Source organism: Massilia sp. GCM10023247 (assembly GCF_042653325.1).
Classification (GTDB): Bacteria; Pseudomonadota; Gammaproteobacteria; order Burkholderiales; family Burkholderiaceae_D; genus Telluria.
In genome coordinates this window covers 149,997-175,307 of sequence record NZ_JBHSIB010000007.1, presented here as the reverse complement: position 1 = coordinate 175,307, position 25,311 = coordinate 149,997, and the positions used below count along the sequence as shown (strand labels likewise).

Here is a 25,311-nt window from a genome sequence, read left to right as displayed (position 1 = left end):
CGGCTCTTCCCGGATGTGTGTGGTCGTGCGGCCGTGACGCCGTCCACGCGTTCAACCGGCCCATGCAAGGTCGCGTACCTGCATGCGTGATCTGAACGCGTGGGCGGCGCATGGCCGCCGGAATGCAGATTGCCGGGTGGAGCCGTCCACCCTACATGAATAAGCTCAATGCGAACGCCGCCTTACTCGTCGAACTCTTCGGCGAGGTTCTTCCACCCGCGGCTCTTGGCGAAGGCCGCAAACTCTTCCGGCGCTTCGAGCACGATCAGCTTGCGGTCCTGCAGGCCCGGGTCGCTATGGCCGAAGTCCGGACCCTTGTAGCCGAGCGCGCGCAGGCGCTCGACGATCTGCTTCACCAGCACGCCGTCCTTGTAGAGCCCACCATCGATGGGCGCCGCGAAGTCCACGTACACGTCGATGATCCCGTAGCCCTCGTCGAAAATGCGGATTGCCTTGACGTCGTGGGAACGGCCGGTGCTGTCGCTGGCCTTGAACGGGCCGGACAGTTCAATGTCGGTATCGGTAGTCATGGCGGCAGCATACCACCGCCATGGTTTTGGGGCCTTACTTCAGCGCCTTGTAAATCGCGTCGAGCCGATCGGGCGTGCCCGGAATGCGTTCCAGGCGCGGGTAGCGCAGGCCGCCGTGGTAGTCGAGCGGGATCGTGCGCAGGTTGTTGCCCTTTCGCACCAGCAGCTCGATCGGCGCCTTACCGTCCTTCGCCGCTTTCACGGCCGCCTTCAGCACCTCGGGCTTGAAGACCTTGTTGTTGACGGCGACGATGGTCGAGTTGCCGGCCAGGCCGGCGCGGAAACCGACGCCGTCCCAGATCACGTTGCGCACATTGCCGTCGGCGCCGACCGAGAAGCCCAGCGAATAGCTGAAGTCGGCCGACTTGCTGCGTTCCTCGCCCGCTTTCACGTAGTCGGTCGGGGTGTCGGTGTAGACCAGCTTCCAGCCGGCGCGCGTCAAGCCGTCGAGCGGGGCGCCGGGGCCGTGGCCGTCCAGGCGCGCGCGCAGGAAGGGCGCCCAGTCGAATTTCTGGACCTTGTCGAGCGCCGCGACCACGTCCTCGAAGCTGTAGAAGGCCGGCTGCATGCTGCCGTTGTCGATGCCGAAGAAGGCGCGCGCGAAGTTGTCGAGCGAGCGCTTGTCGCCGGACAGTTCGCGGATCCTGGTGTCGACGTCGAGCCAGATCAGGGCGCCTTCGGAATAATAATCCTCGCTGCGCTGCCAGTTGCCCCAGGCGAGCGCCCGGCGGCCGGCGATGATCGGGTCGTTGACGGTGTCCTGCACCGCGCGCCAGGCGCGTCCGCTCGTGTTGTCGTAGCGCGCCGCAGTTGCCGCCAGCGCTTCGCGCGCGCTCTTTTGCGAGACCAGGCCGGAACGGGCGCCGAGGATGGCGCCCCAGTACTGGGTCTGGCCTTCATAGACCCACAGCAGTTCGTTTTGCAGCGGGGTGTTGAAGTTCGGGACATCCTGTCCGGCCGGGCGGCGGAACTTGCCGTTCCAGGAGTGCACGTACTCGTGCGGCAGCAGGTCGCGTCCGGCTTCGCTGCGCGCCCAGTCGGTGAAATAGCCCGGCTTGACGCCGTTCTCGCTCGACTGGTGGTGCTCGCGGCCGATGCCGCCGAATTCGTCCGACAGCGCAAGCAGGAAGTCGTAGTGGCGGTAGTGGTGCGAACCGAACAGCTTCAGGGTCTGGTCGACCATCGCGCGGTGGGCGGCAATCTGCTCGGGTTTCGCGTCCAGGCTTTCGGCGTTATCGGCGACGACGTTGAGCGAGACGCGCACCTTGGCGCCCGGGTCGAGGTCGAACTGCCTGAAGTGGCGGCCGGCGAAGAGCGGCGAGTCGATCAGGGTTTCCAGGTCGTGCGGCTTGAACCGGACTTCGTCGCCCTGGCGTTCGGCCGTCTCGAGCGCGGTGCCGTACTGCCAGCCGGCGGGGAGCGTCAGCGAAGGCTGCACCGTGATGCGGCGCGCGACATAACCGGCCGGGTACAGCGTCACCGAGGGCCATTGCAGGCCGAGGATCTCGTCGGTCATGACGATGCGGCCCTGGCTCGGGTCGAGCGGCGACAGGAACTGGTATTCCGCTTCCAGGGTCGTCACGCCTTCCGGTACCGTGACGTGGAAGGCGAACACCTCGACCGGGTCGCGCGTCCATTCGACCGGCTTGCCGTTGGCCGTGAACTTGAGTCCCGCGAGCTGGGTGAGCGGGCCGCTCGGGCCGTGGTTGGCCGGCAGCCACTGCGGGTACAGGAAGGTCATCGGGCCAGGTTTCACCGGCACGCTCATGCGCATGCGGAACACCTGCTGCGCGAGGTTGGTCGCATCGACCTTCAGCACGATGGTGCCGGGGTAGGGCTGGTCGACCGGGGCCGGCACGGCGGCCTGCAGCGGGAAGGCCAGCGCAAGGGAGAGGGCCAGGGCAGACGCCGATTTCGCGGCGAAGGAAAGCGGGGCGTGGAAGCGCATCGTATAGGTGGTTGAGTAACGGAACCGGGCGAGTGTAGCACGCGGGTAGTTGCGCAAAAGTATGAAAAGGACGGGGAGTCGCAATGCAAATAATATTTGCAAAAACTGCTAAAAATCCATATTTCGTATCCCTTGAAAACCCGATGACCTGGCATTAGATTGGCCTCAACGGATGCTCACGATGAGGTCCGTCAACTTATCGCTTAAACTTGAAAAGGATATTTATCATGCGTACTTTCGATCTGACTCCCCTGTATCGTTCCGCCATCGGTTTCGACCGCCTGGCCAGCCTGCTCGAGCAACGCGCCGAGTCGCAGCCGAGCTATCCGCCGTACAACGTCGAGCTGCTTGCCGAAGACAAATACCGCATCGTGATGGCCCTCGCCGGCTTTTCCCGCGATGAAGTGGAAATCGTCTCCGAGCGCGACACCCTGCACGTGAGCGGCCGCAAGCAGAAGGACGAGACCCAGCGCACCTACCTGCACCGTGGCATCGCCGCCCGCGACTTCGAACAGCGCTTCCAGCTGGCGAACCACGTGAAGGTCACCAGCGCGTCCTTCGACAACGGCATGCTGACCATCGACCTGGTGCGTGAAGTGCCCGAGGCACTCAAGCCGCGCAAGATCGAGATCGGCAGCGGCAATGCGAATGTCGTGGACAGCAACGTCCAGCAAATCGAGCAACGCCAGGCCGCCTGAGGAAACCTCGATAAACCTACTGCGCGTCGGAGGTTCGGTCTGCGATGCTCGCTGTACGTTAAGTACAGCTGCGCTTCTCGACCAAACCTCCTTCCGCTCGCTACGGTTTCTCGAGGTTCCGAAACGGCACGTGAGCACAAGCAAAATCAGGGTGCCCTTTCAGGGCGCCCTTTTTTACGCCTGTCGACGGACATTTTCGTCCGGGCGTCGCACGCCGGGCGCCGGGCGCCGCAAGCCGCGCTAAGCCAGTCTTAAGGAAGAGCTTAAGGGCAGTCTAAGACAGATCGGCGACACTTCTCTTCATCGATACACCGTTATCAGCCAACCTTTCAACCAGGAGCACGTCCATGCAAAACGAAGGTGCAGTCACTGCCATCACCGCAAAACGTCTCACGCTGGCGCTGTGCGCCGCGGGCGTTCTTGGCGGCACGGTCGGTGCAATTGCAGTCAACCATAACAACGCCACGGCCCAGGGCGCGCCGGCGACCGTCGCCGCCGCGCCGGCACCTTCCGCGACCGCTCCCGCGGCCGTCGCCGGCGCCCCGGCTTCCACCGTCGCCCTGCCGGACTTCACCCGCATCGCCAAGCAAAACGGCAAGGCGGTGGTCAACATCCGCGTCATGGGCAGCACCAAGACCAGCGCGGCCAATATGCCGCAGGTGGACCCGGGCCACCCGCTCTACGACTTCTTCCGCCAGTTCCAGGACCCGCGCGGTTCCCGGGGTGGCGCTCCCGTTTTCGGCGCCGGATCGGGCTTCATCGTGAGCCCGGACGGCGTCATCCTCACCAACGCGCACGTGGTGCGCGGCGCCAGCGAAGTCACGGTCAAGCTGGCCGACCGGCGCGAGTTCCGCGCCAAGGTGCTCGGTTCCGACACCGCCACCGACGTCGCGGTACTGAAGATCGACGCCAAGAACCTGCCGACCGTCCCGCTCGGGAATGCGCGCTCGCTGCAGACCGGCGAATGGGTGCTGGCCATCGGCTCGCCCTTCGGGCTGGAGTCGACCGTCACCGCCGGCGTCGTCAGCGCCACCGGCCGTTCGCTGCCGAGCGACGGCAACGTTCAGTTCATCCAGACCGACGTCGCCGTCAACCCCGGCAACTCGGGCGGTCCGCTGTTCAATACGCGCGGCGAAGTGGTCGGCATCAACTCGCAGATCTACAGCCAGACCGGCGGCTACCAGGGCCTGTCGTTCGCGATCCCGATCGAGGTCGCGGCCCGCATCAAGGACCAGATCATGACCACCGGCAAGGTGCAGCACGCGAAACTCGGCGTGTCGATCCAGGACGTGAACCAGGGCTTTGCCGATTCGTTCAACCTCGCTTCGCCGGAAGGCGCCCTGGTCGCCAACGTCGAACGCGGCAGCGCCGCCGAGCGCGCCGGGCTGAAGTCGGGCGACGTGGTGCGCAAGGTGAACGGCCAGCCGATCATCGGCGCGGGCGACCTGCCGGGCATGCTGGCGGTGTCCAAGCCGGGCGACAAGGTCGCGCTCGACGTCTGGCGCGACGGCAAGATCGTGAGCCTGAGCGCGACGCTCGCCAATGCCGACGACAAGCCGGAGCGTGGCGAGCGCGAGGAAGTCGCCGCCGGCGACAAGGGCACCAAGCTGGGCCTGGCCCTGCGTCCGCTCGAGCCGGTCGAGCGCCGCGAGAGCGGCCTGCCGTCGGGCCTCGTGGTCGAGGATGCGGCCGGCGCGGCGATCGCTGCCGGCATCCAGCCGGGCGATGTGCTGCTGTCGGTGAACGGCAAGCCCGTGACTTCCGTCGAGCAGGTGCGCGACATGGTCAACAAGTCCAGCAAGTCGGTAGCCTTGCTGATCCAGCGCGGGAGTGACAGAATCTTCATTCCGGTCCGGATTGGCTAAGGACGCCCCGCGTCTTCCACTGCGCACCGGCATATAAGGAACCTCGACATGCGCCTGTTATTGGTGGAAGACGATACGATGATCGGCGAAGTGGTGCTCGACCTCCTGCGGGCCGAGCACTACGCCGTCGACTGGGTGAAGGACGGCGAAATGGCCGACACCGCCCTGGTGCAGAACCAGAACTACGACCTGGTGCTGCTCGACCTCGGCCTGCCGAGGAGGGACGGCCTCGACGTGCTGCGCGCCATGCGCACCCGCAAGGACCGCACCCCGGTGCTGGTGGCCACCGCGCGCGACTCGGTGGCCCAGCGCATCGCCGGGCTCGACGCCGGCGCCGACGACTACGTCCTGAAACCCTACGATCTCGACGAACTGCTGGCGCGCATCCGCGCGCTGCTGCGGCGTGCCGCCGGGCGCGCCGAACCCATCTTCGAATACAAGAACATCTCGATCAACCCCGCGACCCGCGAAACCCTGGTCGACGGCGAGCCGGTCTCGCTGTCGGCGCGCGAATGGGCGGTGCTCGAAGCCCTCGTCGCGCGGCCCGGCGCCGTGCTGTCGCGTGCCCAGCTCGAGGAAAAGCTGTACAGCTGGCGCGACGAAGTCTCCAGCAACGCCGTCGAGGTGTACATCCACGGCCTGCGCAAGAAGCTCGGCAGCGACCTGATCCAGAACGTGCGCGGCGTCGGCTACATGGTGCCTAAGGCATGAAAGTGACCCATTCGCTGCGCGGGCGCCTGCTCTGGTTCCTGCTTGCGGCCATCACGCTGGCGGCGCTGGCGCAAGCCTCGATCGCCTACAACGCGGCGCTCGACGACGCCGACCAGATCTTCGACTACCACATGCAACAGATGGCGCTGTCGCTGCGTTCGAGCACCCCGCTGTCGAACACCGAGGCGCAGAACCGGCAGGAGGGCATCGAGCCCGGTCCCGGCAACGACGACCTGGTGGTGCAGATGTGGTCCCCCGATGGCGTGCAGGTCTTCCACAGCGTCTCGCGCGCGCGCCTGCCGCAGCGCGCCGTGCTCGGCTTTTCCAACGTCAAGGCCAACGGCACCACCTACCGCGTGTTCTCGATCCAGACCAGCGGCCAGACCGTGCAGGTGGCGCAGGACCTGGCCGTGCGCCGCAACATGGCGAGCAACCTGGCGCTGCGCACGCTCGGGCCGATCGCGGTCATGATGCCGATCCTGATGCTGGTGGTCTGGTGGGTGGTCAGCGGCTCGCTCGAACCGGTGGCGCGCGTGCGCTCGCAGGTGGCGTCGCGCCAGGCCGACGACCTGTCGCCGGTGTCCGAATCCGGCCTGCCGGACGAAGTGCGCCCGCTGGTGCACGAACTGAACCTGCTGTTCGGGCGCGTGCGCACCGCCTTCGACGCGCAGCAGAATTTCGTCGGTGACGCCGCCCACGAATTGCGCACGCCGCTGGCCGCGCTGCGCCTGCAGGCGCAAAGCCTGGACCGCGCCGACACCCCGGAGGCGCGCAAGGTGGCGGTCGGGCGCTTGACGGCCGGCATCGACCGCGCCACGCGCCTGGTCGAGCAGCTGCTGGTGCTGGCGCGCCAGGAAGCCTCGAGCGACGCCGCCACGGGCCCGGTGGACCTGGCCGAACTGGCGCGCCGCACCGTCGGCGACCTGGTCGGCCTGGCGGCCGCCAAGGAGGTCGATCTCGGCCTGCAGCACGCGGACCAGGCGACCATCGACGGCCAGCCCGACGCCCTGCACATCCTGCTGCGCAACCTGGTCGAGAACGGGGTGAAGTACACGCCGCAAGGCGGCACCGTCGACATCGCCGTGCGCTTGGAGAAAGACGCGGCCGTCGTCGTCGTCGAGGACAGCGGCCCCGGCATCCCGCCGGAAGAACGCGAGCGCGTCTTCGACCGCTTCTACCGCGTGCCCGGCAGCGACGCCGCCGGCAGCGGCCTTGGCCTCGCGATCATCAAGGCGATCGCCGAGCGCCACGGCGCCTCCCTGCATCTCGATACCTCCGAACGCCTCGGCGGCCTGGCCGCGACCGTGCGCTTTCCGCTGGCGAAGGCGTAGGGTGGGCAGGTTCCCTGCCCACGCGTTCAACTCCCATGTGAAACGACACGGCTTCGCATAAGCCGGTTGAACGCGTGCGCGGCGGCTACGCAGCGTGATTGCCGCCTCCCGGGTATAGCCGCTCACCCTACGTATATCTACATCCTCTGCAACAAAAATTAGTCATCAGTTACCGGTTCAGGTATCTTCTTGCTTTGCGCGCCGAGTTAATTTCATCGGTGAAAGTTCAAAATCAGAAAGGCAGACAGTCCTTGTCGCCGCCGCATTGCTTGGAGAAGATATCGATGAACGAGTTGGTAACAAGTATCAATGGCATTATCTGGAGCCCGGCGCTGATCGTCCTGTGCCTGGGCGTCGGGCTGTATTTCTCGCTGCGCTCGCGTTTCCTGCAGGTGCGCCATGCGAAGGAAATGATCCGCCTGATGTTTGAAGGAAAAAGTTCGGAGCAGGGCGTGTCCTCGTTCCAGGCCCTCTCCATGACGCTCGCCGGCCGCGTCGGTACCGGCAACATCGCCGGCGTCGCCACGGCGATCACCTTCGGCGGCCCGGGTGCCATTTTCTGGATGTGGGTGGTGGCCTTCCTCGGCGCCAGCTCGGCCTTCGTCGAGTCCACCCTCGGCCAGGTGTACAAGACGGCCATCAACAAGCAATACCGCGGCGGCCCGGCTTTCTACATCGAGAAGGGCCTGGGCATGAAGTGGTATGCGCTGACCTTCGCCTTTGCCACCGTGATCGCGACCGGCCTGCTGCTGCCGGGCGTGCAGGCCAATTCGATTGCCGAAGGCCTGCAGACGGCACTGGGCATCGACCGCAACGTCACCGCCGGGGTGCTGGCGATCGCGCTCGGCTTCATCATCTTCGGCGGCGTCAAGCGCATCGCCACCTTCGCCGAAGTCGTGGTGCCCTTCATGGCGCTCGGCTACATCATGGTCGCCTTCGTGATCATCCTGCTCAACCTCGAACAGCTCCCAAGCGTGATCTCGCTGATCTTCCGCTCGGCCTTCGGCCTGGATGCGGGCTTCGGCGCGATCCTCGGCCTGGCGATCCAGTGGGGCGTCAAGCGCGGCGTGTATTCGAACGAAGCGGGGCAGGGCACCGGCCCGCACGCCTCCTCGGCGGCGGAAGTGAGCCACCCGGCCAAGCAGGGCCTGGTGCAGGGCTTCTCGGTCTATATCGACACCCTGTTCGTGTGCTCGGCAACGGCCTTCATGCTGCTCATCACCGGCCAGTACAACGTCGAAGGCCCGGACGGCGCCGCCCTGTTCACCGGCGTCAAGGGCGTGGCCGGCGGTCCGGGCTACGTGCAGACCGCGCTGGAAAACGCGATGCCGGGCTTCGGCGCGACCTTCGTCGCCGTGGCCCTGCTGTTCTTCGCTTTCACGACCATCGTCGCCTACTACTACATCGCCGAGACCAACATCTCCTACATCGACCGCCATGCGCGCTGGCCGTGGCTGACCTTCCTGCTGAAGCTGGGCATCATCGCCGCCGCCGTGTACGGCACGGTGAAAACGGCCGACCTGGCCTGGGCGCTGGGCGACATCGGCGTGGGCCTGATGGCCTGGCTGAACCTGATCGCCATCCTGTTGCTGCACAAGGTCGCCTTCAAGTGCCTGCGCGATTACGAAGCGCAGAAAGCGGCCGGCAAGGACCCGCAGTTCGACCCGGTGGCGCTGGGCATCAAGGGCGCCGATTACTGGGAACAGCGCCTTGCCGACAGCCGCAAGGGCAGGCCGGCGGCGGACAAGGCCGAGACGGTGGTGTAAGAAAAAACGGCAGCTTCGGCTGCCGTTTTTCGTAGGGTGGACGGCTCTACCCGGGTGGTGATGATCACGCGGCGTCGATGCCGCCCACGCGTTCAACCAGCTGGCGAACAGCCGCTCCGGTATTGGTTCGGGTATTCGAACGTGCGTTGAACGCGTGGGCGGCGCACTCGCCGCGTGATCATTACCACCCGGGTGGAGCCGTCCACCCTACGCCTCCGGCACCCGTTCCGGGTGTATCCCAGCCATAAAAAAAGGACCGGCAAGCCGGTCCTTTCTCGTTCCCGCGCGATCGAATCAGTCGACGGTCGCGCCGCTCTGCTTGGCCACTTTCGACCATTTCGCCGATTCGGCCTGGACGAACTTGCTGAAGTTGGCTGGCGTGTCGCCGACGTAGTCGGAGCCGGTTTCGGCGCGGATCTTCTCGAATTCCGGCGACTTCATGAACTTGATGGTTTCGGCGTTGATCTTGTTGACCACGGCCGCCGGCGTCTTGGCCGGTGCGAACAGGCCGTACCAGGCGTAGGATTCGACGGCAGGGATGCCGGCTTCGGCGAAGGTCGGCACGTCCGGCAGCAGCGGCGAACGCTTGGCGCTGGAGATGGCGATCGGGCGCACCTTGCCGCTCTTGATGTGCGGCATGATCGCGATGGTGCTGTCGAACATCATCGGGATGTGGCCGCCCAGCAGGTCGGAAATCGCCGGTGCCGAACCCTTGTACGGGACGTGGGTCATGTTCAGCTTCTGCACGCTGTTGAACAGTTCGCCGGTCAGGTGCTGCGGGGTGCCGGCGCCCGAGGATGCGTACGAAAAATCGCCTTTCTTCGACTGGATGTAGGCGACCAGTTCCTTCAGGTTCTTGGCCGGCACCGAAGGGTGGGCCACCAGCACCAGCGGCACGCGCAGCAGGTTGCTGACCGGCGCCAGGTCCTTCAGCGGGTCGAAGGTCATGTTCTTGTAGATGCTCGGGTTGATCACGATCGGCGCGCTCGAGGTGATCAGCAGGGTGTGACCGTCCGGCTCGGCGCGGACCACCGCTGCCGTGCCGATGTTGCCGCCGCCGCCGGCGCGGTTATCGATGACGAAGGATTTGCCGAGCGTTTCGGTGAGGTGCTTGGCCCACGGACGCGCCGCGATGTCGGACGGGCCGCCCGGTGGCCATGGCACCACCACGGTCACGTTCTTGGTCGGCCAGTTCTGGGCAAGCGCGCTCATCGAAACGACCGAGGCCGCGAAAGCGATGGCAAGCGATTTTGTGGAGAAGAGCTTCATATCCGGCATCCTTTGGTTGATTGTCCATCTGACCACAAAGATTCTACACGAACAGGCGACACCTGAAATACGCGTTTTATCCTGGCGTGCAGGGCGGGCTCACGCGCTGCCGGCCTGCGCCAGGATCGCGGCCAGCTGCCGGGTGTCGGCCGGCTTGACCAGGTGGTGCGCAAAGCCGGCGGCGAGCGATTGCCGGCGGTCGCTTTCGTGGCCATAGCCGGTGACCGCGATCAGCACCGCATGCGCCGTTTCCGGCTGCGCATGCAGGCGCTGCGCCAGTTCGTTGCCGTCGATGTCGGGCAGGCCGATATCGAGGATGCAGGCGTCGGGCGGCTCGATCCGGGCGCGCGCCAGGGCCGCCTGCGAACTGTGCTCGACCATGACGCGGTGGCCCAGGTTTTCCAGCACCAGGGCCAGCATCGCCGCGGCATCGGTATTGTCGTCGACCACCAGCACGCGCAGGGGCTTCGCGCCGGGAGCGGCCGGCGCGGCGTCGGCGCGCGGGCCGGCGGGCGCTTGCGTGCCGGACTGGCGCGGCAGGCAGACGCGAAAAGCGCTGCCCTGGCCCAGGCCCGCGCTGTCGCAGGTCACGCTGCCGCCGTGCAGCTCGACCAGGCTCCTGACCAGCGCCAAACCCAGGCCCAGGCCGCCGGCGGAACGGTCCGAGCTGCGCTCGGCCTGCGCGAACAGTTCGAACACGTGCGCCGCCAGCGCGGGCGTCATGCCGATGCCGTTGTCGACCACCTCGATGATCACCTGGTCCGCGCGCACCTCGGCCGCGAGCGCGATCCGCCCGCCTTCGGGCGTGTACTTGGCCGCGTTGTTGAGGATGTTCGTGATGACCTGCACCAGCCGCTTCTTGTCTCCCATGACGATGGTCGCCTGCGGCGGCGTCTGCGCCACCAGCTGGTGGCGCCGCGCCTGCATCAGCGGCGCCACCTGCTCGATGGCGTCGAGCAGGACCTGGCCGATGTCGAGCGGGGCCTTGTCGAGTTCGACGAGGCCGCGCGTGACGCGCGAGACATCGAGCAGGTCGTTGATCAGGTGGGTCATGTGATCGACCTGGCGCCCGATGATCTCGCTGGTGTGGCGCACCCTGCCTTCGTCGAGCCGGCCCAGGCGCAGCAGGTGGGCGGCGGCGCCGATCGGCGCCAGGGGGTTGCGCAGTTCGTGCGCCAGCATGGCCAGGAATTCGTCCTTGCGGCGGTCGGCGTCGCGCAGTTTTTCTTCGGCCTCCTTGCGCTCGGCAATGTCGCGGATGAAGGCGGCGATCCGGCCTTCTGGCAGGGCATAGGCGCGCACTTCGAACCAGGCGCCGCCGCCGGACGCGGGCAGGGTGTGTTCCAGGGTTTCCGGCACCCGTCCCGCCTGCACGCGCCGGTAGAGCGCCTCGACGGGACCGCCCGCCAGCTGGGGCAGCGCCGTCCACAGCTCCTGCCCCAGCAGCTCGCCGCGCGGCTTGCCGGACAACTGGGCGCCGATCTCGTTGAGCTGCAGGATGGTCCAGTCGCTGTCGAGCAGGGCAAAGCCTTCGGCCATGCTGTCGAAGATCTGGCGGCTCTGGTCGCGCTCGGCGCGCAGCCTGGCCTGGGCGCGCGCGCTCTCCACGGCCGACCAGGTGCGGTCGACCATGTCCTCGGCCATCGCGATCTGTTCCGCCGTCCAGGTTCGCGCCTGGGCGTCGTGCACGCTCAACACCGCCCGCAAGCGGCCTTTCTTGAGCAGCGGGATCGCCAGCACCGCGCGGATGCCCGTTGCCTGGTAAGCCGCGGCATGCGGGGCGGCGGCATCGTCGGTCAGGACGTCGCCGATGACGAGGTTGCGGCCCGCGCGCAGGATGTCGGCCACGGCCACGCCGAAGTCGTCCAGGATCAGCTGGGTGCCCTGCAGCGAGGCCAGGCTGCCGTCGGTCCAGTCGCGTTTCAGGTCCAGGTACAGGCCGCTGTCGTCGGCTTCGCCATAGGCGACGCGCTGGCCGCCCAGCGCCGTGCCGAGCAGTTCGCAGGCGGCGGCCGTGACTTCCTCGGAGTCGGCCAGGGGCCGGATGCGGTCGGCCAGCGCCAGCTGGAAGGATTGGCGCCGCTCCGCCGCCATCAGCGCCATCTTGGCCAGCTTCTGCTCGTGGATGTCGGTCGAGGTGCCGAACCAGCGTTCGATTTCGCCGGACGCATTCCGGTAGGGATCGGCCAGCACCAGGAACCAGCGGTAGTCGCCCGCTTTCGAGCGGATCCGGTGTTCGACACGGAAGCCGCCGCCATGCTCGTAGGCTTCGCGCCAGGCTTCCATGGTCACGGCGCCGTCGTCGGGATGGACGAACTGGTTCGCCACGTCGGCGGGCGTGGTGGAATCGATGGCGACGCCCGTATAGTCCTCCCACACGCGGTTGAAATACACGGCCCGGCCCGATGCCTCGACGATCCAGACGATCTGCGGGATCGAGTCGGCCATCATGCGGAAATTGCGTTCGCTTTCGCGCAGCGCCTGTTCCGTTTTCAGCGTGGCCGTCACGTCGCGGAAATAGAAAGTCAGGCCGGACGCGACCGGGGTGATGCGGACCTCGTACCATTTGTCGTGGTCGGCATAGTATTCGGTCACTTCGGTGGCGGCCTTTTCCCGGATCGCCTCGATGTAGGCGGTTTCGAAGGCGGTGCCGGGCAGGCCGGGGTAGACCTCTTCCATCTTCCTGCCGAGAATCTCCTGGCGGCCCACGTCGAGGATGCGCTCGGCCTGCCGGTTGACGTAGCGGAAGCGTCCTTCCTTGTCGACCGAGAAAAAACCATCCGAAATACTTTCCAGAATGGCGACAGCCTCGTCCGCTAATTGCTGCGAGGAGCTGTTGCTGGCGTTCATTGAAACCTCTTCCGGACTTTTCGGTAATTCCTGATTATAAGATGCTCACAGGAAGCCCGCCTTCCCGGCATCCAAATGGATTTCGTCAATTCCTGCCCGCGGCGGGCGCGGCCAGGAAAAAACCCGGCGCGTGGCCGGGTTGTGTCGCCAATCGCCGGTCGTCTCGCCTCAGAACTTGTGCCAGAGGCGCGCGAACCAGGCCGCGCCATTCAGGCCGAACTGCACGCTCTCGTACTTGAAACCGTTGTCGGTTTCGTTCGGGTCCTGCGCGGTCGGCGTGACGTCGAAGATGTTGGTGCCGCCCACGGTCAGCCTGGTGCGCTCGCTGAACGACCAGCTGAACGACAGGTCGGCCGAGGTCTTCGCTTCGTAATGCGCGTTCGGCACCGGCGGGCCGGAGAAGGTGCCCAGGGTCTGCGGACCGAAGTGGATGATGCGGAAGTCGCTGCCGAACTTGCCCTGCGTGTACTCGAAGCCGAGCGTGGCCTTGCGGCGCGGGCCGCCCTGTTCGATGAACAGGCGCTCGCGCTCGGACAGCAACACGTCCTCGAAGCCGACCAGGGCGCTCGGCGCATGCACGCCGGTCACTTCGGTCTTGCTGAAGTTCAGCGCAAGGAAGGTGTTCAGGCGGCCGGCTCCCAGCGGCATGCGCTGCGCCATCGTGACGTCCAGGCCCTTGGTCTGGGTGTCGATCGAGTTCACGAAGAACTGGGCCTGGCCGACGCCGAGCGATTCCAGCGTGGCGCCGAGGGCCGGATAGTTCTCGGCGTCGAAGCGTCCCGACAGCACGATGCGGTCGTCGATGTCGATGCGGTACAGGTCGGCCGTCACCGAGGTCGCCTGCGACGGGGTCCAGGTCGCGCCAAACGTCAGGCTCTTCGACTTTTCTTCCTTCAGCGCCGGGATGCCGGCGGCATTCGCGACCGCGCCGCCGTTCGGCGCCAGCACCACGTCGAGCGGCTGGCCGTTGACGAAGTCGGTGAAGGTCGAGGAGAAGTAGACCTGCTGCAGGGAAGGGGCGCGGAAACCGGTGCTGGCCGAGCCGCGCACCAGCACGTTTCCTCCCAACTTGTACGAGGCCGCCAGCTTGCCGTCGGTGGTCGAGCCGAAGTCCGAGAAGCGCTCGTGGCGCAGCGCGCCGAGCAGCTTGAAGCGGTCGGTGATGTCCGCTTCCAGGTCGAGGTAGGCGGCCGTGCTGTGACGGCTGCGGTCGGTGGCGTCGCCCGGCTGGAAACCCGGGAAGCCCTGGCTGCCGGCGTTGCCGCCGGCGCCCACGCCGTCGGCATCGATGTACGAACCCGGTTCGCCGGCGAAGATCTTGTAGTTCTCCTTGCGATATTCGAAACCGAAGGCGGCGTTCAGGCCCTGGAACACGCCGCCGTAGTAGCGGCTGAAGTCGGCGTTGGTGGTCAGCTGGCGGAAGGCGAAGCCGCCCGCGCCGAAGGAGCTCGCGCTCACGCCGCGCCCGCCGTTTTCCAGGTCGCGGTTGGCGATCGAGGCGTTCAGGGTATTGGCGATCGTGTAGTCGAGGCGGTTGTAGCCGTAGGTCTGGGAGAAATCGCCGTTCCATTCGCCGAAGCTGGTGCGAAAGCCCAGCGTGCCGTAGCGGTCGTCGAGGTCGCCGTTAATAAAAGGGACGAAGCCCTCCGGGTACATCGCCGCCGAATTGCGCGAAGGGATGTCGTCGGAACCGAGGCCGCCGCGCGCAAAGGCGGCCGAGGAGGCGTCGCGGCGCTGCACGCCGGCCGTCAGGTACATGCGGCCGGCGCCGAGCGGGATGTCGCCGTTGACGTACACGGTCTGGTTTTCGGTCTTGCTGTCGCCGATGATGCGCGGGTTGCCTTCCTCGGCGCGGTTCGAGCGGCCGCGGTCCAGGTATTCGCCGGTGATCCCGAAGGTGCCGCCGGCCAGCGCCACGCCGCAGTAGGCGGAGGCCAGGTAGTTCTCGCCGTCGCCTTGGGTGTACTGGCCGAAGCCGGCCACCGCCTCGCAGCCCAGGTTCTTTTTCAGTTCGATGTTCATCACGCCGGCGATCGCGTCCGAGCCGTACTGGGCGGCGGCGCCGTCGCGCAGCACCTGCACGTTGCGGATCGCCAGCAGCGGGATCGCATTCATGTCGGTGCCGGTATTGCCGCGGTTGCGCGCGCCGAACAGGTTCACCAATGCCGTCGTGTGGCGGCGCTTGCCGTTCACCAGCACCAGGGTCTGGTCGGAACCGAGGCCGCGCAGGGCCGCGGAGTCGACCAGGTCGGCGCCGTCGGCACCGCTCTGGCGCGTGGAGTTGAACGAGGGCGAGATGTTGGCCAGCGTCTGCGCCAGGTCGAACTGGCTGCCCTGTTCCGCCAGGCGGGTCATCGGAATGATGTCGACCGGGACCGGGGTGTCGGTGCTCGAGGCGGCGCCGCTGCGGCGGGTGCCGACCACGTGCACGCTCTGCACGGCAGCCGCCTGCGCGGTGTCGGGCGTGGCGGTCTGGGAGAAGGCCGGTGGAGCGAAGGCAAGGGCGCCGCCGCCGTACAGGGCGAGCAGCACGGAACGGCGCAATGGGGTTTGTTTGAGCACGCAGCTTCTCCAGAGAAAAATTTCATGCTAAACAATATTTACAGGCTCAACCACTGGGTGTGTTTTTAACACAACGGTTGCACCAAATTGGGGCGGGTTGAGTGGCGGGGCGTGGGATCGTCAACGGTGGACTGGGGTGCCTGCGCGGCCCGGTCACACCCTGCGCCTCCCCGCCGTCGTGTGCACGAAACCTGAAAACGGGGGAAAATAGCGGGCTAAACTTTTCCTCTTCGCGCTTATGACTACCCTGGCATCTCCTTCTCTTCCCGGCCGCGTCGACTTCAACCCGAAACCGCTCGGCGTTGCGCTGGTCCTGATCGTGCTCGGCGCCTGGTACCTGGCGCAGAACGTCGGCGCCAAGCACGCCATGCTGTTCGTGGTCGGGGCGCTGCTCGGCCTGACGCTGTACCACGCGGCCTTCGGCTTCACCTCGGCCTGGCGCGTGTTCATCGCCGATGGGCGCGGCGCCGGCCTGCGCGCGCAGATGCTGATGCTCGCGGTCGGCGTGGCGCTGTTCTTCCCGGCGCTGGCCGACGGCACCCTGTTCGGCAATCCGGTCACGGGCCTGGTGCAGCCGGCCGGCACGTCGGTGATCGTGGGGGCCTTCATCTTCGGCATCGGCATGCAGCTGGGCGGGGGCTGCGCCTCCGGCACCCTGTATACGGTCGGCGGCGGCAGCACGCGCATGGTCGTCACGCTGATCGCCTTCATCGCCGGCTCCGTGATCGGCACCGCCTACATGCCGTTCTGGACCTCGCTGCCCCAGCTGGCGCCGATCTCGGTGGTCAAGACGCTGGGCCTGGCGCCCGCGCTGTTGCTGAACCTGGCCCTGTTCGGCCTCATCGCATACATCACGGTCGTCGTCGAAAAGCGCCGCCACGGGCGCCTGCTGGGCGCCGGCTTGCAGCCGTCGCGCTCGCCATGGCTGCGCGGCCCCTGGCCGCTGGCGGCCGGCGCCATTGCGCTGGTCCTGCTCAACTTCGCGACACTGGCGCTGTCCGGCCGGCCGTGGGGCGTGACCTCGGCCTTCGCGCTGTGGGGCGCCAAGGCGGCGCAGTTCATCGGCATCGATACCGCGAGCTGGGCCTATTGGTCGACCAAGGCCAACGCGGCCGCGCTGGCCGCGCCGGTCACGCAGGACGTGACCTCGGTGATGGACATCGGCATCGTGCTCGGCGCGATGCTGGCGGCGGCGCTGGCAGGCCGCTATGCGCCGGTGTGGCGCCTGCCGCTGCGCTCGCTGGTGGCGGCCGTGGTCGGCGGCCTGCTGCTCGGCTTTGGCGCGCGCCTGGCCTATGGCTGCAACATCGGCGCCTACTTCAGCGGCATCCTGTCGGGCAGCCTGCACGGCTGGCTGTGGCTGGTCGCCGCCTTCGCCGGCAACGTCCTCGGCACGCGCCTGCGTCCGCTGTTCGGGCTGGAAGTGGAACGGGTCAAGCAGACCGGCTGCTGATTGCCGGTCCGGCCGGGCGATGCCCCGGCCGGACCGACAAGCCGGTTGACTGATTACCGCGCGGTCCCGAACGGATCGTCCAGGCTGTGCGCCGGCTGCGTGAACCACGCGGGGCCGGACTCGCTCATGTAGAAATGGTCTTCCAGGCGGATCCCGAATTCGCCCGGAACGCAGATCATCGGCTCGTTCGAAAAACACATGCCCGCTTCCAGGGGCCGCGTTTCGCCGCCGACCAGGTAGGGCCCTTCGTGGATGTCGAGACCGATGCCATGCCCGGTCCGGTGGGGCAGGCCGGGCAGTTTGTAGCCGGGGCCGAATCCATTGGCCTCGAGCGAACGGCGGGCCGCCTTGTCGACCTCCTCGCAGGCCACGCCCAGCCGGGCCGCATCGAAGGCGGCCGCCTGCGCCGCTTTTTCCGCCTCCCAGACAAAGCGCTGGCGCCTTGACGGCGTGCCGAACACATAGGTGCGGGTGATGTCCGAGATGTAGTTGTGGACCTTGCATCCGGTATCGATCAAGACCGTGTCGCCAGGCTTCAAGGTCTGCACGTAGTTCACGCCATGCGGGTAGGACGTGGCTTCGCCGAACAGCACGATGCAAAAATACGAGCCGCTCGCCCCGACTTTTTTATGGGCCAGGTGGATGAACTCCTCGACCTCCTTCGTCGTGATCCCTTCGTGCAGCATCGAGGCGGTGGCCTGGTGCACCGCCAGCGTCATGTCCATCGCACACTGGATCAGCGCCAGTTCCGCCGCCGACTTGCGCATCCGGCAGGCGGACGTGAGCGGCGCGGCGCTCTGCAGCGCGTAGTCCGGCGTGGCGGCACGGATCGCCTCGAACAGGAACAGCGGCGCGCTCTCGTCGACATACAGCTGGCGCGGGGAAGCGTCGGTGGCACAATCCAGGCCGTCGAGGACCCGGCGCAGGACCAGCGCGGGATTCTCGTGCTCGTCCCAGCAGTGGATTGCTCCGGGCACCACCATGAATTTTTCGATGGTGCCCTTCTCGAAGGCCGGTGCGATATAGGCCAGGTCGCCGGCTGCCGGCAGGACCGCGCCCACCATGCGCTCGCTCGGGCTCCAGCGGGTTCCCGAAAAATAGGTCAGATTGCTGCCGGCGTTCAGGTAGACGGCGACGATACCGCGCGCGCGCATGAATGCCTGGGCGCGTTCGATGCGCGCCCTGTGCTCGTCGATGCCGATGGGGACGGCCCGGTCCGTCATGCGCTGCAGGGTGTCGAGCGCTGCTTGCTGGGATTTCCCGCCAATAGTCATGTTTTTCCGTTCGTCTGGTGCGTGATCGATGTGGTGTTGCAGCCTTCGGGCCGGCAGCAATTTTACGCGAGCGCTATGGACTTCGAGGCTTAGCGCAGCACCCCTTCTTCGATCACGGTTTCCTTCGTCACTTCGGCCACCTGCCGGTCGTCTTCGGTGAGGCGGGTGGTCTTCCAGCTGCCGCGCGCGAACCAGGCCACCGAAATCAGGGCTACCGCGACGTTGGTGACGGGGAAGGACCACCACAAGCCGTCCGCGCCGAGCGTGGTGTGCTTGCCCAGCACGTAGGCGACCGGGAACTGGATCATCCACTGCGACACCATCGCGACGATCATCGCATTGAGCATGTTGCCCGAGGCCCGGAAGGCCGACACGATGCACAGCTGGATGCCGATGCCGCCCCAGGCCAGGCACATGATGCGGATGAAGTGGGCGCCGCCTTCGATCACCGCCGCGTCGTCCGGAACGAAAAAGCGCACCAGCGAGGGCGCAAACAGCCAGGCCAAGGCGCCGAGCAGCGTGAGGAGGACGAAACTGGCGACGGTCCCCAGCCAGGTGACGCGTTCGGCACGCTCGACGTTGCCGGCGCCGATGTTCTGGCCGACGAGGGTGGACACCGCCATCGCCACGCCCATGACCGGGATGGTGATGACCTGCAGGATGTTCGAACCGACGCCATAAGAGGCGATGGCCAGAGTGCCGAAGCTGGCCACGAGGAAGGACATGATCATCAGGCCGAGCGCGCGGGTCGACAGTTCGACCGAGCCCGGCAGGCCGAGGAAGAAGGCGCGCTTCAGGTAGTGCGCATCGGGCTTGAACCCGCGCCAGTGCAGGGCGATGCCGTCCCGCCCGCGCAGGAAGATCCACATCCCGAGCGCGGCGGCCAGCGCCTGGGTGATCAGGGTTGCGTAGGCGGCGCCGACCACGCCGCGCGCCGGCACCGGGCCCCAGCCGAAGATGAACAGCGGCGCCAGCACGAAGTTCAGCAGCACGGTGCCGGCCACGATCATGAGCGGAATCCGGGTCTGGCCCACGCCGCGCATCAGCGCCTGGAACATGGCGTACATGAAGACGAAGAGGATGCCGACGAAGGACACGCGCAGGAAGCCGAGCGCCCCGGCATACACCTCGGGCGCCACGCCGAGCAGGCGCAGCAGCAGGGGCGCGAGCGCATAGCCGAGGGCGCCGAACAGCACCGAGGTGATCACGACCATGAGCATGGTTTGCGCGGCGACGTGGTTGACCATGTCCTGGCGCCCGGCGCCGGCATACTGGGCGCTCATCGTGGCGCCCGCCATGGCCAGGCCGGAGCCGAGGGCGATGACCAGGAAGGTGACGGGAAAGCTGACCGAAATGGCCGCCACCGCCGACGCGCCCAGCCTGCCGACCCAGAAGGCATCGGTCAGGTGGTAGGCCGTCTGCAGCAGGTTGGCGAGGATGATCGGGACCGCCAGCGTGAGCAATGCGCGCGGAATCGAGCCTTCGAGGAACAGGGTTTTGCGGTCCTGGGCCATGGGTACCGTATGAAAGATAAATGCAGGGTGAATGGGGCGAGCCGCCCGGTGGAGGCGGCGTCATGCATGCGTCCATGCTAAGGGATTGCGCCGGAACACGATGTTCGGCAGGGCACGCAAGCGTGCGGACATGCGCCCGCCCGGATGCTAGACTTTGCGGTTCGACGCCTGGCTTCGCACTGCATGCGGACTCCAGGCATGGTCGCGCTCACGCTGCGTGCGGGTGCGCGGCCGCTTCACACCCGGGCCGCGTGCGGCTGCCTCCTGCCACCTTGCCGGTGGCGCTCCGGTCATCGGCCATGGCGTCCGTCTTGCGGGGCGGAAGGGGGTATAGCTGCATTGCAGCCCCTCGGATAAAGGAAAAATGTTGGGCATCCGCTTATCTACCCTCAGGTTCATGGTCTTGTTCCTGCTTGCCCTGGCCCTGCCTGCAAGCGCCAGCCTGCTTCCCACGCCGGAGCCGGACGCCAAGCCGGCCGTCCTGCCCGATCCCCTGGGCCGCGAAAGCCCGCGCACCCTGGTGTCCGGCCTGATCTCGGCCCTCGCGGAGCACGACTACGACCGCGCCGCCCAGTATTTCGACCTGCCGCTCGACAGCAGCCGGCAGCGCGTCAACGCCGCGGCGCAGGCCCGCAATTTCGAGGCGCTGCTCGACAGTGGCGGCTCGCTCAAGCCGTATGCCGCATTGTCGAACGATGTGCTGGGCAAGGTCGACGACGAGCTGCCGCTCGACCAGGAAAATGTCGGCCAGATCACCGTCGAGGGCAAGAAAGTCCCGGTCCTGCTGACGCGCAGCGAGCAGGAGGGCCAGCAGGTATGGCGGATATCGCGCGAGACGGCCGGCCAGATCGCGCAGGCCAGCAAGGGCGCTACGGTCGCCCAGGAAAAGGAGAAGGACGGTGTTGCCGTCGCCGGCGCGCCGCTGAAGGACTGGGGCATGCTGGTCGGGCTGGGGGTGATGATCTTCGGCGGCCTGTGGATCGTGGCGGCGCTGCTGGTGGCGGTCATGCGGCGTCTGGTGGCCGATCCCGCCGCGAACGGCCTGTACCGCTTCTTCGAGGCGGCCTTGCCGCCACTGAGCCTGCTGATCGCGGTCGGCGTGTTCTTCCCCTGGGCCCAGCAGCTTCCGGTCGCCATCGTGGCGCGCCAGGCCCTGCTGCGCTACACCGGCATCGTCTCCGTGATCGCCTTCGTCTGGTTCGGCCTGCGCCTGGTCGATGCGGTGGCCGAACTGGTCATCGCGCGCATGCAGCGGCGCCAGCGGCGCCAGGTGGTCTCGGTGGTGACCCTGTTGCGGCGCACGGTCAAGGTGCTGCTGCTGGTGTTCTCCGGGATCGGCATCCTCGACACCTTCGGCATCGACGTCACCACCGGGATCGCGGCGCTCGGCATCGGCGGCATCGCGCTGGCCCTGGGCGCCCAGAAGACGGTGGAAAACCTGGTCGGGAGCGTCACCGTGATCGCCGACCGCCCCGCGCAGGTGGGCGACTTCATCCGGGTCGGCGACCTGATCGGCACCGTCGAAGACGTCGGCATCCGCTCGACCCGCATCCGCACCCTCGAGCGCACCCTGGTCACGATCCCGAACGGCGACCTGTCGGCGCGCCAGATCGAGAACTTCGCGGCGCGCGACCGCTACCTGTTCAACCCCGTGATCGCGGTGGACTACCGGACCTCCTCGGCCAAGCTCAAGGAAGCGCTGGAAATCGTGCTCGAGGTGCTGACTGCGCACAAGGACATCGCGGAAGGCGCTCGCGCCAGGCTGGGCCGGATCGCCGAGCGCTCGTTCAATATCGAGGTGTTCTCGTATATCGAGGTGCTCGATTTCGAGCTCAGCCTCGTGATCCGCGAAGCCTTGCTGCTGTCGATCTACGAGCGGCTGGAGGCGGCGGGCATCGGACTGGCCTTCCAGTCCCAGACCATCGTGTTCGCGCCCGAGCAGCTCGATGCCCTGGCGCCGGCGCCGGCGCCGGTGCAGGAGCAGGAGCAAGAGCGGGCCGAGCGCAGCGATGCGCTGGCGAAGACCGCCCGCATCCGGCCCTGAGCTTGGGCTGCGCGCCGGCTCAGGGCGCGTTGCGCTTGACCACCACGCCGCTCTGGATCACGACGGCCGGGGCCTCGAGGAGGCGCACGTCGGCGGTCGGGTCGCCCGGCACGGCCACCATGTCGGCGTAGCGGCCCGCTTCGACCACGCCCAGGTCCTTGCGCGCCAGGGCTTCGGCGGCGTTGATGGTGGCGCTCTGGATGGCCTGCAGCGGCGTCATGCCGTACTTGACCATGACCGCGAACTGCTTGCCGTTGTTGCCGTGCGGGTGGACGCCGGCGTCGGTGCCGTAGATCATCTTGACGCCGGCCGCGTGCGCGCGCTTGAAATTCTGGCGCTGCACTTCGGTCACTTCGCGGTCCTTCCTCAGGTTATCTTCGAGCACGCCGTTCTTCTTGCCCTCGGCCGCCGTGTAGTCGCCGTTATAGATGTCCATCGACAGCCAGGCGCCGTGCTTCTTCGCCAGCGCAATGCCTTCGTCGTCGATCAGGCTGGCGTGCTCGATGGTGTTGACGCCGGCCCGGATGGCGTCCTTGATGCCGGCCGCGCCATGCGCATGGGCAGCCACCTGCAGGCCCCATTGGCTGGCTTCTTCGACGGCCGCGCGCAGTTCGGCCAGGTTCATCTGTTGCTGGCCGGGTTCGGTATTGCGCGAGAAGACGCCGCCGGTGGCGCAGACCTTGATGACCTGGGCGCCGTACTTGCGCAGTTCGCGCACCGACTTGCGCACTTCGTCCGGGCCGTCGGCGTTGTACGGTCCTTTCTCCTGCATCGACGGCGGAAAATACGTGCTGTCGCAGTGGCTGCCGGTCGGCCCGAAGGACCAGGCGGCGGGAATGATGCGCGGCCCGCGCACCTTGCCGGCCGCGATCGCCTGGCTCAGGCCGACGTCGTTCCATTCGTGCGCGCCGACGTTGCGCACCGTCGTGAAACCGGCGTCCAGCGTGCGCGAGGCGTGCACCACGCTCAGCGCCGACCAGAAGCGGTCGTTGTATTCGAGGTAGCTGTAGCCGCCGTAGGTGGGGTCGGAATCGAGGTGGACGTGCATGTCGATCAGGCCGGGCACCAGGGTCATGCCGGGCAGGGCGATGCGGGTGGCGTCGCTGTTTGCGGCAGCGCCCGCGTCGCCCGCGCGCGTGACGCTGACCACCTTGCCGTCGCGTACGAGGATTTCGGGGTGCTGGATCATGCGCCCGCCGCGCACGTCGAGCAGGCGGTCGGCGGTGATGATGACGTCGGCTGCCTGGGCGGCTTGCCAGCCGAATGCGGCCAGGCAGAAGGATGCGACGCGCAATGCGCGCTGATTCGGTCGCTTCAAGAAATCACCTCGATGTTGGATAGATAACACGCAACGTTATACCGGCATACCTGGCAGCCGTCCAGATGAGCGAGGAAGCGGGAAGCGGGGCGGGGTGAGGTGTCCCGATCAGTGCTTCCGCAAGGGCTGCTCGGCAGCCGCCGCCAGGGATGCTTCTTGCCCGGGCGCCAGGAAGCGGGTCGACGGCCCGCCATCGGCGTTGTGCTGCATGATGCGCACCGGCCGGCCTTGGGCGTCGAGCCACACCTGGCCGATGCCGGCGCCGTTCCAGACGCGCTCGCCATGCTGGCGGCGGTCGGGCAGGCGCGGCGTGAGGGCCAGGTCGCGGCGCTGGGTGAACCAGTTGAGCGGCGAGCGCGGAGCATACAGCCAGCGATTGAGGCGATCGAGCCAGTCGAGCAGGCGGCGCGGGAATGCGTTCTTGATGCCGCTGCTGGTGATCTGCCAGACGTGCGGGGTATGGTCGCGGTGGCTTGCCTCGCGCACCTCCACATCATAGGCGAACGAGTAGTGCACATCGCCCGACAGGATCACGTAATTGCCCGGGGTGCGCGAATGGCGGAAGATATTGAGCATGCTGCCGGCCGTGTCGCGATGCGCCATCCAGTTCTCGGCGTCGACGGTCAGGGCCAGGCCGGCGAAGGCAGCCACCTTTTGCACCACCTCGATCAGCTTGACCCCGAACATGGGCGTCGGCGAGACGATGACGGCGGCCGTTTCGTCCAGCAGCTCGTGCTGCAGCTCGGTCAGCGATTCCCAGTCCATCAGGCCCGAGGGATGGCCGGGCCGGCGCGGGTTGCGCCAGCGCCGGGTGCGGGTATCGAGCACGATGATCGTGGGCTTGGTCCGTACGACGAAATCCCACTGGCGGAAAGCCAGCAGGCGCTTGACCAGCGCGTCCTGCAGCGGCGCGTCCAGCCGCGCACTGGCAACATCGTCAAGAGCGGCCGTGGCGGCCAGCGCCGCCAGCTCGTCCAGCGCCGTTTCGAACACATCGGGGCGGTTGCCCCAGCCTTGGCACAGCATGTAGGCGATCAGCGCATTGCCGACGATGCGGCGCGAGAACGGGTGCCCGTAGGCGGTGGTTTCCCACTTGGCCGACAGGTTCCAGTCGTCGGTGATGTCATGGTCGTCGAAGATCATCAGGGTCTGCACGTGCGCCAGCAGCCGCGCGCACCTGGGCAGGTCGCGGCAAAAGCCCGCCAGCGCCTGCGACTCGCGTTGCCAGCGCTCTGCGTATCGGGGATCGAGCGCGGGCGCCGGCGCATCCGCCACCAGTTGCCATGGCAGGGGCGACCAGACCAGCAGGTACATGGCCATCACCTCGGCCAGGGTCACCAGGTGGTTGTGGGCATTGGCCGTGGTGAAGATCGGCTTTTCCTTGCCGCCGAAGAAGCGGTCGCGCAGCGCATCGTTGGACTTGAACGCAGGCAGCAGCTCCTCGCGCCGGTAGTAACTGGCCGGGTGGCGGTACAGCGCCTCGCTGTCGGCGACCACGGCGCCCTCCAGGCATTCGCCATACAGGCCCAGGCGCCTGACCAGCGCGTGGATCGCGGCCAGCATCGGGCCTGCCACGTCGTCGGCATACACCTGGTCGCCGCACAGCATGAGCAAGGCAGGCCGCTCGTCGGCCCGTTCGATACGATCGGCCAGCAAGGCGTCGGCGCGCGCCAGGCCGTCAGGCGCGGGATGATGCGGCTTGCGGCAGGAGCCGAACAGGATATTGTCGCTGCGGCTGCGCAGCACCAGGTTCGGCCGCGTCGCGCCGGCATGCAGCAGGTGCGGCGCCCATTGCGCGATGCCGGTCTCGTTGCCGTCGCCCTGTGCGACGAGCAGGTCGTACTCGATGACCGTGTCTTGCGGCAGCGGTTCGGGCAGCGCGACATCGATCAGGTGCACGCAGGCGTGGCGGCCGATTGGTATCACGCGACAACTGCGCGCATCGAGCGGAAGGCGCCGCGGCGTGCCTGCCTCGGCTAACTTAGGCGCCAGCACCAGGGTCAGGTCGAGCGGCGCGCTGCCGACCAGCCAGAGCACCAGGCGGCCTGGCTCGAGGCGGCGCAGGACAGGACCGGCAAGCACAGGCGGCAGGCCCTCGGGGGCGGGAGTCTGGATCAATCGGTGCACGATGCTGGTTGAACGAACAAATCAGTGTAGCAGACGCGCCGCACGGCTCGG

At 67.0% G+C, this 25,311-nt stretch carries 16 protein-coding genes; 7 read left to right on the top strand and 9 right to left on the bottom strand.

All coding sequences use genetic code 11. The annotated features are described in order from the left end of the window. Nucleotides 1-182: 182 nt before the first annotated feature. Both ACFPAH_RS04475 and ACFPAH_RS04470 read right to left on the bottom strand, forming a co-directional pair. The gene (locus ACFPAH_RS04475) at nucleotides 183-530 is read right to left on the bottom strand and encodes a hypothetical protein (RefSeq protein ID WP_379741264.1); all 348 of its coding nucleotides are present in this window, start codon (nucleotides 528-530) and stop codon (nucleotides 183-185) included. A 34-nt stretch (nucleotides 531-564) separates the two neighbouring features. Continuing rightward, complete coding sequence (locus ACFPAH_RS04470) at nucleotides 565-2,478, bottom strand: M61 family metallopeptidase (RefSeq protein WP_379741261.1); 1,914 nt, start codon at nucleotides 2,476-2,478, stop codon at nucleotides 565-567. A 227-nt stretch (nucleotides 2,479-2,705) separates the two neighbouring features. Here ACFPAH_RS04470 and ACFPAH_RS04465 point away from each other — a divergent pair, with 227 nt between their 5' ends. The 5 genes from ACFPAH_RS04465 to ACFPAH_RS04445 all read left to right on the top strand — a co-directional run bounded on the left by ACFPAH_RS04465 (nucleotide 2,706) and on the right by ACFPAH_RS04445 (nucleotide 8,849). Further along, nucleotides 2,706-3,176 carry an Hsp20 family protein gene (locus tag ACFPAH_RS04465; RefSeq protein WP_379741258.1) on the top strand — a complete coding sequence of 157 codons (471 nt, stop codon included), beginning with the start codon at nucleotides 2,706-2,708 and terminating at the stop codon, nucleotides 3,174-3,176. Between the two features lie 347 nt (nucleotides 3,177-3,523). Beyond that, nucleotides 3,524-5,041 (top strand): Do family serine endopeptidase, encoded by a 1,518-nt coding sequence (locus ACFPAH_RS04460; RefSeq protein WP_379741255.1) that lies wholly within the window; start codon nucleotides 3,524-3,526, stop codon nucleotides 5,039-5,041. Nucleotides 5,042-5,089: 48 nt separating this feature from the next. Then, the gene (locus tag ACFPAH_RS04455; RefSeq protein WP_379741252.1) at nucleotides 5,090-5,752 is read left to right on the top strand and encodes a response regulator; all 663 of its coding nucleotides are present in this window, start codon (nucleotides 5,090-5,092) and stop codon (nucleotides 5,750-5,752) included. After that, nucleotides 5,749-7,083 carry an ATP-binding protein gene (locus ACFPAH_RS04450; protein WP_379741249.1) on the top strand — a complete coding sequence of 445 codons (1,335 nt, stop codon included), beginning with the start codon at nucleotides 5,749-5,751 and terminating at the stop codon, nucleotides 7,081-7,083. The genes ACFPAH_RS04455 and ACFPAH_RS04450 overlap by 4 nt, the downstream gene beginning before the upstream one ends. A gap of 284 nt (nucleotides 7,084-7,367) precedes the next feature. Then, on the top strand, nucleotides 7,368-8,849 hold the full coding sequence (locus tag ACFPAH_RS04445) for an alanine/glycine:cation symporter family protein (RefSeq protein WP_379741246.1): 1,482 nt from the start codon (nucleotides 7,368-7,370) through the stop codon (nucleotides 8,847-8,849). A gap of 294 nt (nucleotides 8,850-9,143) precedes the next feature. Here the strand turns inward: ACFPAH_RS04445 and ACFPAH_RS04440 are convergent, their stop codons facing one another. From ACFPAH_RS04440 to ACFPAH_RS04430, 3 genes are all read right to left on the bottom strand, one after another. After that, on the bottom strand, nucleotides 9,144-10,118 hold the full coding sequence (locus ACFPAH_RS04440; RefSeq protein WP_379741243.1) for a Bug family tripartite tricarboxylate transporter substrate binding protein: 975 nt from the start codon (nucleotides 10,116-10,118) through the stop codon (nucleotides 9,144-9,146). Nucleotides 10,119-10,217: 99 nt separating this feature from the next. Further along, nucleotides 10,218-12,968, bottom strand: a complete 2,751-nt coding sequence (locus ACFPAH_RS04435; protein WP_379741240.1) for a PAS domain-containing protein — start codon at nucleotides 12,966-12,968, stop codon at nucleotides 10,218-10,220. Between the two features lie 168 nt (nucleotides 12,969-13,136). Then, the gene (locus ACFPAH_RS04430) at nucleotides 13,137-15,530 is read right to left on the bottom strand and encodes a TonB-dependent receptor plug domain-containing protein (protein WP_379741237.1); all 2,394 of its coding nucleotides are present in this window, start codon (nucleotides 15,528-15,530) and stop codon (nucleotides 13,137-13,139) included. A gap of 238 nt (nucleotides 15,531-15,768) precedes the next feature. Between ACFPAH_RS04430 and ACFPAH_RS04425 the strand changes: the two genes are divergently transcribed. After that, nucleotides 15,769-16,983, top strand: a complete 1,215-nt coding sequence (locus tag ACFPAH_RS04425; protein ID WP_379741234.1) for a YeeE/YedE family protein — start codon at nucleotides 15,769-15,771, stop codon at nucleotides 16,981-16,983. 53 nt (nucleotides 16,984-17,036) lie between these two features. On the opposite strand, the gene ACFPAH_RS04420 is transcribed toward ACFPAH_RS04425, so the two are convergent. Together ACFPAH_RS04420 and ACFPAH_RS04415 are read right to left on the bottom strand one after the other, a co-directional pair. Continuing rightward, a complete protein-coding gene (locus ACFPAH_RS04420; RefSeq protein WP_379741231.1) occupies nucleotides 17,037-18,257 on the bottom strand; it encodes a M24 family metallopeptidase in 1,221 nt (406 codons plus the stop codon). A gap of 89 nt (nucleotides 18,258-18,346) precedes the next feature. Beyond that, the gene (locus ACFPAH_RS04415; protein WP_379741228.1) at nucleotides 18,347-19,771 is read right to left on the bottom strand and encodes an MATE family efflux transporter; all 1,425 of its coding nucleotides are present in this window, start codon (nucleotides 19,769-19,771) and stop codon (nucleotides 18,347-18,349) included. Nucleotides 19,772-20,135: 364 nt separating this feature from the next. On the opposite strand from ACFPAH_RS04415, the gene ACFPAH_RS04410 reads away from it, so the two are divergent. Further along, the gene (locus tag ACFPAH_RS04410) at nucleotides 20,136-21,815 is read left to right on the top strand and encodes a mechanosensitive ion channel family protein (RefSeq protein ID WP_379741225.1); all 1,680 of its coding nucleotides are present in this window, start codon (nucleotides 20,136-20,138) and stop codon (nucleotides 21,813-21,815) included. Between the two features lie 19 nt (nucleotides 21,816-21,834). Here ACFPAH_RS04410 and ACFPAH_RS04405 read toward each other — a convergent pair whose 3' ends face one another. After that, a complete protein-coding gene (locus ACFPAH_RS04405; protein WP_379741223.1) occupies nucleotides 21,835-23,133 on the bottom strand; it encodes a metal-dependent hydrolase family protein in 1,299 nt (432 codons plus the stop codon). Between the two features lie 108 nt (nucleotides 23,134-23,241). After that, on the bottom strand, nucleotides 23,242-25,215 hold the full coding sequence (locus ACFPAH_RS04400; RefSeq protein WP_379742953.1) for an alkaline phosphatase family protein: 1,974 nt from the start codon (nucleotides 25,213-25,215) through the stop codon (nucleotides 23,242-23,244). Between the last annotated feature and the right edge of the window lie 96 nt (nucleotides 25,216-25,311).